We start from the raw sequence: 12,840 nt of genomic DNA on the forward strand, positions 1-12,840 counted from the left end.
CAAGGGATTCTTCTCTGGAGTTGTGGGTTCTCGAATTACTTGGTCCCGTCATCAAAACCATATGATAAAATCGTATATTGTTAACATTCTACTGAACTACTGCATTAAAGTCAAGGTAGTAAAAAGGATGCCTAGTATAAATTTTGACAGCTTCCGAGTTTTTTATTCAGCAATTATATTGTAATAAAAAAAATGACCTGCAGCCGAATGCTGCAGGTCCATCATCATATATTATTAAAAAGGGGGTCATGCCTTTATTATAAACACGCTATATTAAGGAATCATGTACGGAATATTACGATTATATTACATTCCATGAAAGCGGTTTATTTTTAATAGAATACTATTCGAATTGTTCAACATAAGCCCCTTTACCCCGGAGGATTTCCACAACTTCATTATAATTCTCTTCTGCTATACTTAGCTCCATCACATAACGAAGTTCACTTAAATCCCCATCTTCGAGATCTCCTTCTGCCACGTTCGCACTAACCTGATCTTCATTCACACTATAATGTGTTTCAGGGTCAGCCCGAGTGTCGGAAGCGGCAATGCCAGGAACCAGCATAGCTCCAGCTGCAGGTGTACTAGCCGTTCCAAGCGTTCCAGTTGTGCCTGCGACTACAGATGCACTATCCAGTGGAATGATTGGAAACAGAATATTACGATCATTGCCGATAGGGTCTGTGAGTGGCCAAACCTCCAAGCCATCCACCTTATAGCTAATCAATGCTGTTTTTGCGCCTTCTGCTTCATTTTCAGTTCTGAAATACGCTTGGATTTTTCTGCTCATTGCCATTACCTCCTTGGATTATAAGACTCTAATTTAAATATTGCTTATTTATTTCAGGACCTTCAATATTTCACGAACAAATGCAGGCTCATCTTTTGGTGTACGCGAAGTAATGTAATTGCGATCAACCACTACTTCCTCATCCTTAAACTCCGCGCCGGCATTCACAACATCATCCTTCAGCGGAGGATAAGAGGTAATGGTGCGTCCCTTAAGCAAGTCTGCACTGATCAGAATTTGCGGTCCGTGGCAAATAGAGGCGATAGGCTTGCCTGCTTCATTTGCTTCTTTTACAAACTTCAAAATATCGGCATTTTGCCGTAAATTCTCGGGGGAAGAACCACCCGGGATGACAATCGCGTCATAATCACTTGCTTGAACATCGGCGATCGCCTTGTCTGCTGCGTAGGAGACTTCTTTCTTTTTACCTAGCAAGGTCTCCCCTTTTTTCAAACCAATAATGTCAGCTTGATGTCCTGCCTTTATAATTTCATCATAAGGAACCTTCATTTCAGAATCTTCAAAATCATTAGCCAGTAAGAAAGCAACGTTACTCATGTAATAGTTTCTCCTCTCTGTCTTTAGCAATTAATGATGTTCTAATTATTCTTTCTTGTGGTCTATTACCCTTATGAGGATGCTTTCTAACCTTTAATCGGAAAAAAGGCTTCCTTCACAACACCGAAAAAGCCGCATTTTCCACCCGCTTCAGGTACGCGGCAAGAGATTGCGGCTTCTTCCTTTCATCACTAGTGGTTCGGTCTCGCCGTCTAGCTTTTTGGCTAATGCACAGGCTTCCATAGGACTCCCAGTCGGTAATGCCGGGATACTTCTCCATACCCATGCCTTCTGTGATTGTCTCATTCTTAAACTCCTGCCTTATGCGTGATATCTGCCTGCATTTAGTTTATCCAGCCCAAAGAAGCTCTATCCGCATAAAAAAAAGATGTCGAAAGTTAGCTCCGGCCAGAAGCAATCTTCGACATCCTCTATTTCGTTAGCTGCGGCTATCCAGAATGAGAGTAACTGGGCCCCAATTGGTCAGCGACACATCCATCATCGCTCCAAATATGCCCGTCTCCACCTGAAGACCTCCAGCTCTAAGCTCTTGATTAAAATAATCATAAAGACGCTCGGCCTCCGCAGGAGCTGCAGCTCCCATGAAATTCGGCCGTCTTCCCTTACGGCAATCTCCGTATAAAGTAAACTGGGACACTGAAAGAATAGCTCCGTTAGTATCCGTGACACTATAGTTCATTTTGCCAGCATCATCTTCAAAAATACGCAGTCCAGCTATTTTATCCGCTAAATATTTGGCATCCTTCTCTGTATCTTCATGGGTAACGCCGACAAGCAGCATCAGGCCATTGCCAATCGCTCCGGTCACTGTCTCATCCACGGTTACTTTGGCGTCCTTACAACGCTGTACTACAACTCTCATCGCACTACTTCGCTCCTTGCCTTATTGCATGATCCGATTCACTGTATATACATCCTTGACTCGTTTCACTTTATCTACAACGGATTGCAGATGCTCCGTATTACGAATAAGGATGGTCATATGAATCATTGCCATCTTATTCTTGTCAGAGCGCCCAGTGACCGCTGAAATGTTCGTTTTGCTCTCGGACACAGCCTGCAGTACTTCATTGAGCAGTCCATTGCGATCATGGCCTGTAATCTCAATATCCACACTATAGTTTGCTTCCATCGTGCCTTCCCATTCCACTTCAATCACTCTAGCTGCTTCTTCTCCGTCACCTTCACCCGGAATATTAGGACAATCCTGGCGGTGTACAGATACGCCCCGGCCCCGTGTAACATAACCTACAATGTCGTCACCCGGAACCGGGTTGCAACATCGTGCAAAACGAACAAGTAAGTTTTCAATTCCTTTTACACTAACGCCATTGGTGGGTTGATTTCTTCTCTCGCCGGAAGACTTGATCTCCTTCATCTCTGAAGTAAGCTCCAAGTGGTTAGCAGCTTCTTCCTGCTCCTTGCGCAGCTTCTCCGTCAAACGGGAGGCAATCTGCGAAGCGGTAATCCCACCAAAACCAACGGCAGACAACATATCCTCTACATCATTAAAAGCGAATTTTTTCGCAGCTTCCAACAGTTTTTCATCAGAAATCCACTCGGAAACTTCGACATTCAGGCGCTTCAGCTCACGTTCAATCGCTTCGCGTCCTTTTTCGACATTTTCCTCACGTTTTTCTTTTTTGAACCATTGTTTAATTTTGCTTCTTGCGTGAGAGGATTGTGCAATTTTGAGCCAGTCACGGCTAGGTCCGTAAGAATGCTTAGACGTCAAAATCTCAACAATATCGCCCGTCTTCAGCTTGTGATCAAGCGGCACGATCCGCCCGTTCACCTTGGAACCAATCGTACGATTGCCCACTTCTGTATGAATGCGGAACGCGAAGTCAAGAGGCACAGAACCGGCAGGAAGCTCAATAACCTCACCTTTAGGAGTAAATACAAACACGAGGTCTGAGAAAAAATCCATTTTTAGTGATTTTACGAACTCTTCGGCATCCTTAGCTTCATGCTGCAGCTCCAATATTTCGCGAAAGAAAGGCATCCGATTCTCCGGATTAGCATTATTACTGCTGCCTTCTTTGTATGCCCAGTGTGCGGCTATCCCGTATTCTGCCGTGCGGTGCATTTCCCAGGTGCGAATTTGCACCTCAGTAGGCTCTCCGCCTGGTCCTACCACAGTAGTATGCAGAGATTGATACATATTGGCTTTTGGCATAGCTATATAATCTTTAAAACGCCCCGGCATTGGCTTCCATAAGGTATGAATAATTCCAAGGGTTGCATAACAGTCCTTGATATTATCCACAATGATACGAATGGCCAGCAGGTCATAAATTTCATTAAACTGCTTATTTTTTGTGCTCATTTTGTTATAAACACTGTAAATATGCTTCGGGCGGCCGGAAAGATCACCTTCAATGCCCATTTCATCCAGCTTGGCACGAATACGGCCAATTACGCTGTCGATAAATTGCTCACGTTCAGCCCGCTTCTTATGCACCAGATTAGCAATCCGGTAATACTGCTGCGGGTTCAAGTAACGAAGCGCAATATCCTCCATCTCCCACTTAATCGCGGAAATCCCCAGCCGGTCAGCTACAGGACAGAAGATCTCCAACGTCTCATAAGAAATACGGCGCTGGCTCTCTTCAGATTGGTATTTTAACGTTCGCATATTATGCAGACGGTCCGCCAGTTTAATGACAATGACCCGGATATCCTGGGCCATAGCAATAAACATTTTGCGGTAATTCTCGTTCTGCTGCTCTTCCTTTGAGCGAAAGCGAATACGTTCCAGCTTCGTTAAGCCGTCAACAAGCATTGCGCAGGTATCGCCAAATTTAGCGCGGATTTGTTCCAGTGAGACCGTCGTATCTTCCACCACATCATGCAAAAGCGCTGCAACAATAGATATAACATCCATTTGCATATTGACGACAATATCTGCCACCGCCAGCGGATGCAGAATGTATGGCTCCCCCGACTTGCGGATCTGCCCGTGATGAGCCTGATCGGCAAATTCATAAGCTTCCCGGATGCGGAGAAGATCTTTATCTTTTATATAGGCGCCAGCCTTATCAATTAATCGCTCAATGCCCATTCTCGTCGTATCCGATTCCTTTCTATAATAAAATGAACCCGCAACTGTTCAAAAATCTGCAGGTTCCAATCATTTCATTTGTCCAAGCTTACTTACGCCCTTATTCAAAGTTGTCTATAATTATGAGGCTTAAGGAGGATTACGTCAACACTTGCCATCTCATGGTATTCCAGAAGTAAAAGTAATTAAATTCGGACAAATTAATAACACTTGTGAAAATGTTGTTGTAAAAAAGCCAAGTTCTATTTAATCTAGTAAAGGCGGATTTTCGCCGGACAACCTAATATCAGATAAGAAAGAGGAGTGAACTCCATTGCAACGCGAAATTCAAGTTAACGAAAAACTTCCATGGGGCCCAGGCTTTCTATTAAGTCTCCAGCATTTGTTTGCCATGTTTGGCAGTACAGTGCTAGTGCCTAACTTGTTCGGGGTCGACCCTGGAATGATTTTGCTTATGAATGGTATCGGTACATTGCTGTACATTTGGATCTGTCGCGGTAAAATCCCTGCGTACCTTGGTTCCAGCTTTGCCTTTATTGCACCGGTATTGTCAGTACTCAGTCGTTACCCAAATGATCACATGAAAGGATACTCGCTTGCTTTGGGTGCTTTTATCGTCACTGGTATTATATTCGTGCTCGTGGCATTGATCATTCGTTATGCAGGAACCAAATGGATTGATGTTGTTTTCCCTCCAGCAGTAATGGGAGCGATCGTAGCTACGATCGGACTTGAACTTGTACCTGTTGCCGCACGAATGGCAGGACTTATTGCTCCTGAAGGCGTTGCAGTTGCAGACTGGACTCCAGATGGCAAAACAATCGCACTTTCTATGGTGACACTTGGTGTAACTGTAATTGGAGCTGTACTCTTCCGCGGTTTTCCAAAAATCATTCACATCCTTATTGGTATCGTCACTGGTTATGGTTTAGCATATATTTTGAAAATGGTGGATACCGCTGCTATCTCTAATGCAAAATTTTTAGCGCATCCTTCCATTGTTACTCCTTCATTTGATTGGAATGTAATATTCACTATTATCCCGGTATCATTAGTTGTTATTGTTGAGCATATTGGACATTTACTTGTTACAAGCAATATTGTCGGCAGAGACTTGGCAAAAGATCCTGGACTTGACCGCTCTCTGATGGGGAACGGGATATCTACAATTATCTCCGGTTTTATCGGTTCTACTCCAAATACAACCTACGGTGAAAATATCGGGGTTATGGCGTTGACTAAAGTATATTCGGTATATGTAATCGGCGGCGCAGCGGTGATTGCTATTCTGCTTTCATTCTCTGGTACTTTCTCCTCCGTCATCGCTAATATTCCAACCCCTGTAATGGGTGGTGTATCCCTGTTGCTGTTTGGTGTAATTGCGGCTTCCGGATTACGTATTTTCGTTGAGCAAAAAGTTGATTTTTCCAAGGCTACGAACATGATCATGGCTACGTTGGTACTCGTTGTCGGAATCAGTGGTACAACCCTTACTATGGGCAACGTTAAACTAAGTGGTATGGCGCTGGCTACAATTGTTGGTATCGTATTGGCATTGTTCTTCAAACTCATTGAAGTGCTTGGACTGTCTAATGATGGCGGAGAAAGTGATAAAACTGCCCATTAATCGGTTATAAAAAATAGAATTTTAAAAAAGCTGCTCCAACATCCATTTATGGACTTGGGCAGCTTTTTTTATTGACTCAGATACAAAACAGCAACTCTCCGCCACAAGGCAGACAGCTGCTGTTATTATCTTACATTTTCCAATTAATGTTTAACTTCCACACTTTGCGTCACGCGCTAATCTTTGCACTTTTCAGCATAATTCGAGAGCCGAATCCCCGTTTATTTCCCGGGAAAAGACAAACTTTACAAGATTAATCCTCGTAATTCACCAAGGAAAGAACTTCAACTCCAGAAAGCTTATTACGCCCAGCAAGCTCAACCAGCTCAATCAGAAAAGCAGCACCTACCACTTTACCGCCAAGCTGTTCTACAAGGTTAACCGAAGTAGCAATGGTTCCACCAGTAGCCAATAAATCATCAGCGATCAATACTTTTTGACCAGGCTTGATGGCATCTGTATGAACAGCAAGGGTGTCCTTGCCATACTCAAGATCATAACCTACCTCTATAGTCTCATATGGAAGCTTGCCGCTTTTACGAATCGGCACAAAACCTACTCCCATCGCATAAGCAAGAGGTGCTCCAACTACGAAGCCACGTGCTTCTGGTCCAGCGATAACGTCGATTTCCAAGTGCGCTACGAGAGCTTTCAACGCGTCAATCGCTTGGCGGTAAGCCTCACCGTCTTTAAGCAATGTGGTGATATCTTTAAAACTAATACCTTCTTTAGGGAAATCAGGAATCACACGAATACTATCTTTAAAATCCAAATTTATCATCTCCTATAAGTTTTGTAAGCATAAGCTACAGTGATTTCAGATCGGCAAAACTTGCTTCGTAAGCATTCGCTTTGTTATATGAGCGTTGCATTTTTATACACCGTTGGGTACGCTCAGCATCTCATATTTGCATGGATTATGATACGCCTAAACGACGCGATAACATCCAGTCCTGTAACTCTGACAGGCTGCCCTCCATGAAGTATTGCTCCATCTCCGCCATCTGTCCCAGTCGGACAAAATGACTCGAAGCTGTCAGACTTTTAGCTACTGGCTGAGTAATAAACGCCACACTTCCCTGACTTCTTTTAATAAAATCAAGCTCCTCAAACACATCAAGCATGTTGTTAAGCATGCGGATACTTAACGAGGACTGGCGGCTTAACCGCAGCAAAACTTCGTTCTCAGGCGTTGCAACTGAGGTGATCGAAGCCAACAGTTTATATAGTATTTTGAAATGATCCCGTGTCGGAGTAATAAGTCGTTCTCGGCCATCCTTGATAGAATGCAATAACGCAATATTATCAGCATTAGGGAAGGTTTGGAGCAGCGCATCCAGTTGTTCAGGAGTCTCCGGCATATCCAGTATGCATAACAGAGAGACATGCCCTGACTCCTGAAGGGGCTCATCCTTAACAGCAGCGCTAATGCCAGCTTCTTTATCATATACCCATAAAGACATTCCTATCAATTCACTTGCAGGCGTACTACGTCCGTTCTGAAACACTGCAGCAGCTCGATACGGACCCGCACCACTATAAGGAAGAAGTAGTTCTCTAATATGTGCGGCTTGCCGTACGGCGTCAGCAGCACCACGAAGATCGAATAACTGGGCATCCTGCACAGATAAATCCTGCAGCATCAGCTGTGATTTGCGTGAGCCATTCCATTCATTGATCGACAGCTCAGCTAACACGTTGATCGTAGTACCCGCCGGTAGCAGCCTGGATAAAGCGCCTTTACCAAACGCCAAGGCTTCAATGCTGTTTTTCCCCTGCTGCAATACAATCTTCAGGTGTTTTCCATCTTGACCCATTGTACGTGTCTCTTTCACAGTAGCCCCACGAATAATAAACTTCGGCAACGGATTAGACATTCCGAAAGGTGCAAGCCTTTCCAATTCTAGCGCGGTCTGCAGTGATAAATCCGAGATTGACACCTCTGCATCAGCGGAAGCAACAGGAACGAAATGCTCTGACGTTAACACCCCGGACGCATATTCATTTAATGCTGCAGCAAAGACTTCTAATCCATCCCGATGCAGGCTCATTCCCGCAGCGGCTGGATGACCTCCAAAATGATCCATTAAATCAGAACAAGAAGAAAGTGCAGCGTAGATATCAAGTCCAGGTATGGAGCGAGCAGAACCTTTGCACATTCCGGTCTCTGGATGTATATCCAGAATGATCACAGGCCGATAATAACGCTCCAGTAGTTTGGAAGCCACTATACCTACCACACCTACATTCCAGCCATGATCAGCAAGAACAATGATGTCTGGGATTTCGCCACCCTGTGTCATCTGCTCCAGCTTGGCAGTGGCCTCAACAACAATTCTTTCTACCACCAATTGGCGTTCTTTGTTAAGCAGGTCAAGCTCTCCAGCTAGCTGCTCTGCCTCAGCCGCATGCTCGGTAGTGAGGAGGGACACAGCCCGTCCAGCATGATCCAGGCGACCACTGGCATTGATGCGCGGCGCCATGCCAAAAGCGATATTGACCGCACTCACAGTGCTCATGTTCACACCGCTGACAGCGAGTAAGGCACGAATCCCCGGGAAACTTGAATGCCGCATACTTTCCAAGCCATTTCTAACAATCTCACGGTTCTCGCCAAGTAGCGGCATTAAATCCGCAACCGTTCCTATCGCTGCAATCTCTGCCCATTCTGTGGGAGTCTCTTCCCCTAGAATAGCCTGAGCAAGCTTATAAGCCACACCTACACCCGCTAATCCTTTGAACGGATAAGGGCAATCTGGCAGCTTGGGATTAATAAGCGTATAGGCCTCTGGCAAAAGCTCAGGAGGTTCATGGTGATCCGTAACGATCACATCGATCCCCAGTTCATTAGCGTAAGCAACCTGATGATAAGCGCTAATGCCAGTATCTACTGTAATGATTAAGGAGACACCTTGCTGTAAAGCCCAATCCAGGGCATGATTATGCAGCCCATAACCCTCATTAGAGCGGTGTGGGATATAAATATCAAAGGAAGCGCCTAAATAGCGCAGCAGATGAATCATAAGTGCTGTGCTGGACACCCCGTCGGCATCATAATCGCCATAAATAAGAATATGTTCTTCATCTTTTAAAGCCTTTCTAATTCTAGGAACCGCTTCAGCCATTCCTTTGAGTAGGAACGGATCATGCTGTTCTTCCTCACTGCCATCCATGAAGCTTAGAGCTTCATGAGGCGTGTTCATTCCTCTATTTACTAATAGTGAGGATAAGAGTGGAGAAATAGAAAGGCTCCGGGCCATATCCCTAACTGTGTCGGGATTGGCTGCCGGAGATTGCCATCTTGTTTTTGAATAAAGCAATAGAACTCACCTTTCTCTCACCTTGCAAACTACTGAAGCAACGTAGGAATATCATTATCCGGCAATTCATAATTGCTTTTGTACGGATAGCCGGGATCATAAGGAACAACGTCCATATGCACCTCACCGACATGAACAAACCGGTGCTGCAGCAGCTTCCTAGCGCATTCCGAAATATCCTGTGCTTCCATCACCGTAATCCGCGGATTCACACTGATTTTCACTTGAAGATTCACATAATTCCCTTGCTCAAGTGCCTTCAAATGTTCTACGCGAATGACGCCATGAACACGTTGCACTGTTTCAATAAAATTAGCGGCTTCCTCCGAAGGAAGCTCCTGCGCGTTTTTAGTGTTAATAGAGCTAGCAATGAGTGAATAGCCTTTACGAAGAATTAAAACTCCGGTTAAGAGCGCGGCAATAGGATCCATATAAGATAGAGGATGCCAATAGGTACCACCCATGGATAACGAAATTCCGACTAATACTGTGATAGATGTATATAAGCTGAAACGATGACTATTAACATATGCAGCATGACTGCCATCACCTATTTTTTTAAAGTAGCGATATTGATATTGAAAAACAGCTTCTTTAAACACAATAGATACTAAGACGGTTACAAACGCCAGCTGTCCGTGTGTAGATGATTTTCCATCTGTTAAGTCGCGGATTGCAGAGAATGCGATCTGCAGTCCCCCCATAAGAATAAATACCGAAAAAAGTATAGCCAGCAGCGGCTCCTTAGTGCCCCGCCGTTCTTCGATCCGTTGCTTACTCTTTCTCCCTTGCTCAGAGCGCCACGGAAGAATATCCGCCAGTTTAGCTGCTGCATCTGCTCCGGAATACAAAGCATCCCCCATTAATGCCTTGCTCCCTGAAATATAGCCAAAACTCCCCTTAGCTACTGCCAAAGTAACATCGCTAATGATCCCTGTCCAAGCAACCGTCTCGCTTTGCGGTGATCGTTCTTTATTCATACGAGGCCCTCCTTACCAATAGCAAGTAATCTCATGATGATTCAATACACATGACATGACCCTAAAGATTTCGAAAGCCGCGTCGCATTTGACGCGGCTTTCTTAAACGTATAAGAAAAGTAGAACTTCGATGCTAATTTCTTCTAACCTTTATTCGGGCTGCTCTTCACTTTAACCTTCTCACGCTTTTTAAGCACTAACCAGAGTGGACTTGCAATAAAGATGGAAGAGTAAGCTCCGAAGAGCAAGCCGATTACCATCGCAAGCGAGAACATCTTAATCGACTCGCCTCCGAACAATAACAGGAAGAACGCCGCAATAAATACGGTAAATGCAGTATAGAGAGAACGCATGAGCGTTTGAGCCACACTTTTGTTCACAAGGTGTTTCAAGTCTTCATAAGTTTTCTGTTTACCAAAACGTAAATTCTCACGGATACGGTCAAAGATAACGATCGTATCATTAATGGAATAACCGATGATCGTAAGCACCGCTACAATGAACGTCAAATCCACTTCCAAGCGGAAGATAGAGAAGAGCGCGACTACGATAAAGGCATCATGGAGCAAGGCCACAATCGATGCCACGGCGAAACGCCATTCAAAACGAATACTTACATAAATAATAATCCCCAGACAAGAAATCAGAACTGCATAAATAGCATTACGTGCCAATTCTTTAGCCATTTCAGTGTCCACGGTGTTAATTTCAAATGATGCTTTGTCATCCAGCTTAAGGATTTCAGCTTTTAGGGCTTCATCTTGAGCCTCATCAAGAACTTCGTCATAACGAATATTCACACGCTGATCACCAAACGAAATCGTCGGTTCATGATCGACATCGATTGCACTAGTTGCAGTCTTAACCTGATCCAAGTTCAAATTCTTGGATAGGGAGATGTCCACATTAGATCCAGCTTTAAAGTCAACGCTGTAATTCAGGCCAAATGTCGCCAGGAAAATCAATCCTGCTACTGTCAATGCGATAGAGAAAATATAGAAATATTTACTCAAATGTACGAAATCAAGCTCTTTCTTAAAGCGCACGGATTTCACTCTCCTTAACACCGAAGCTCTTCGGTTTGTTCAGCTTACCCGCTTTGACAAGCTGGCTAAGCAACCAGTGGGAGAAATAAAGATTCGTGGCGATACTCAGCACGATTTCTACAATCAGCACCAATGCAAAGCCTTTGACCGCACCTGTACCGAAGGCAAACATAACTGCTGCCACAATAATAGTAGTCACATTGGAGTCCATTACTGTCCGGAAAGAGGATTTATTCCCTGCCTTAACGGAGGACAGTATACTTTTTCCACTGCGCATTTCTTCCCTTATCCGTTCGTTGGTAATGATATTAGCATCGACCGCCATACCTATACCCAGAATAAATGCGGCTATACCAGGCAGCGTCAAGGTGAAGTCCGCGAAGACGAAGACCGCAATTAGCGCCCATGTATGCAAGAGCAAGGCAAAACTAGCCAAAAGACCTGGCAAACGATACATTCCGATCATGAAAATAAGGATAATCACAGAAGCCAGCAGACCTGCTCGAATCGTTTGATCAAGCGATTGCTTACCCAGGGTAGCACCCACACTTTGGGAATATTTCTCCGTCAGCTTCAGTGGCAATGCACCTAGGTTAATCGTGTCTGCAAGTTCGCGCGCTTCCTTAATTGTATAGTTACCAGAAATAGAAGCACTGCCATCGGTAAGTACTGCTTGTACCGTAGGGTCAGATAGTTTGTTCTCATCCAAGTAAATTGCGAGATTCTTTCCCAAGAGACGTTTAGTAATCTCTGCAAATTTGTCCTTGTCCTTAATCTTGATGCTGATGATTGGCTGATTCAGGTTATCCCGTCCAACTTCTGCAGCACCTTCAACAAAATCACTACCTACCAGTTCGATTTTGCTGTAAGTTCCCTCAGCGTCACCTTCAGCAGCACTACGGAAAGTCAGAACTGCAGGTTCCTTCATTTTTTTACGAACCTCGGCTTCATCCGTTACGCCCGCAATTTTCAAACGGATACGGTCCGTACCTTCAGTAGTTACCTCTGGTTCACTTGTTCCGAGCGCATTCGCCCGTTTTTCTAAGCTTTCCGCTGTCTTCAGCAGAGAAGCTCGGGACAATGCTGCTCCCGCTTCCATAGGCTCAGCATGATACAAAATCTCAAATCCGCCTTTCAGGTCAAGACCAAGTCTAACCTTGTCCAGCAGTCCAGGAGTAGTAAATGCCATAACGCCTGTCAAAACGAGCACGGTAATAAAAAAGCCCATTAGTCTCTTCATGCTCTAGCTAGTTCCCCTTTCATTAACTCAATATTCCTATTATAGCTACACGCGAAATGACCGTCAATTCACAGCATTGATAGAGCTATACTCACACAAAGAAACGGCCGCCCCTGCCTAAATCAGCAAGACATCCGTTTTAATAGGAGATGTGGAGTTATTATTCTCTTACTTTACTGCTTTATCAGGCA

11 protein-coding genes are annotated in these 12,840 nt (G+C 44.5%); 1 reads left to right on the plus strand and 10 read right to left on the minus strand.

What is annotated here, in order from left to right; all coding sequences use genetic code 11:
* Positions 1–343: 343 nt before the first annotated feature.
* From NST25_RS24250 to NST25_RS24270, 5 genes are all read right to left on the minus strand, one after another.
* Positions 344–793 (minus strand): hypothetical protein, encoded by a 450-nt coding sequence (locus tag NST25_RS24250; protein ID WP_036677637.1) that lies wholly within the window; start codon positions 791–793, stop codon positions 344–346.
* A gap of 48 nt (positions 794–841) precedes the next feature.
* On the minus strand, positions 842–1,351 hold the full coding sequence (locus tag NST25_RS24255) for a type 1 glutamine amidotransferase domain-containing protein (RefSeq protein ID WP_076105448.1): 510 nt from the start codon (positions 1,349–1,351) through the stop codon (positions 842–844).
* A gap of 150 nt (positions 1,352–1,501) precedes the next feature.
* On the minus strand, positions 1,502–1,657 hold the full coding sequence (locus NST25_RS24260) for a hypothetical protein (RefSeq protein WP_175617366.1): 156 nt from the start codon (positions 1,655–1,657) through the stop codon (positions 1,502–1,504).
* 133 nt (positions 1,658–1,790) lie between these two features.
* Complete coding sequence (gene dtd / locus NST25_RS24265) at positions 1,791–2,234, minus strand: D-aminoacyl-tRNA deacylase (RefSeq protein WP_036677641.1); 444 nt, start codon at positions 2,232–2,234, stop codon at positions 1,791–1,793.
* 21 nt (positions 2,235–2,255) lie between these two features.
* Positions 2,256–4,436: a bifunctional (p)ppGpp synthetase/guanosine-3',5'-bis(diphosphate) 3'-pyrophosphohydrolase gene (locus tag NST25_RS24270; protein ID WP_036677643.1), complete on the minus strand. Its 2,181-nt coding sequence runs from the start codon at positions 4,434–4,436 to the stop codon at positions 2,256–2,258.
* A gap of 313 nt (positions 4,437–4,749) precedes the next feature.
* Here NST25_RS24270 and uraA point away from each other — a divergent pair, with 313 nt between their 5' ends.
* On the plus strand, positions 4,750–6,063 hold the full coding sequence (gene uraA, locus NST25_RS24275; protein WP_038572987.1) for a uracil permease: 1,314 nt from the start codon (positions 4,750–4,752) through the stop codon (positions 6,061–6,063).
* Between the two features lie 253 nt (positions 6,064–6,316).
* On the opposite strand, the gene NST25_RS24280 is transcribed toward uraA, so the two are convergent.
* The 5 genes from NST25_RS24280 to secD form a co-directional block, all read right to left on the minus strand.
* On the minus strand, positions 6,317–6,835 hold the full coding sequence (locus tag NST25_RS24280; RefSeq protein ID WP_036677647.1) for an adenine phosphoribosyltransferase: 519 nt from the start codon (positions 6,833–6,835) through the stop codon (positions 6,317–6,319).
* A 145-nt stretch (positions 6,836–6,980) separates the two neighbouring features.
* Entirely contained in the window at positions 6,981–9,383 is a 2,403-nt protein-coding gene (gene recJ, locus NST25_RS24285) for a single-stranded-DNA-specific exonuclease RecJ (RefSeq protein ID WP_076130397.1), read from the minus strand.
* Between the two features lie 29 nt (positions 9,384–9,412).
* Complete coding sequence (locus NST25_RS24290) at positions 9,413–10,363, minus strand: cation diffusion facilitator family transporter (protein WP_036677651.1); 951 nt, start codon at positions 10,361–10,363, stop codon at positions 9,413–9,415.
* A gap of 143 nt (positions 10,364–10,506) precedes the next feature.
* The gene (gene secF, locus NST25_RS24295; RefSeq protein ID WP_052097271.1) at positions 10,507–11,409 is read right to left on the minus strand and encodes a protein translocase subunit SecF; all 903 of its coding nucleotides are present in this window, start codon (positions 11,407–11,409) and stop codon (positions 10,507–10,509) included.
* Positions 11,399–12,649: a protein translocase subunit SecD gene (gene secD, locus NST25_RS24300; protein WP_036677653.1), complete on the minus strand. Its 1,251-nt coding sequence runs from the start codon at positions 12,647–12,649 to the stop codon at positions 11,399–11,401. Before secD ends, secF begins: the two co-directional genes overlap by 11 nt.
* Between the last annotated feature and the right edge of the window lie 191 nt (positions 12,650–12,840).

The sequence above is a fragment of the Paenibacillus sp. FSL E2-0190 genome, assembly GCF_037992965.1.
GTDB lineage: Bacteria > Bacillota > Bacilli > Paenibacillales > Paenibacillaceae > Paenibacillus_AQ > Paenibacillus_AQ odorifer.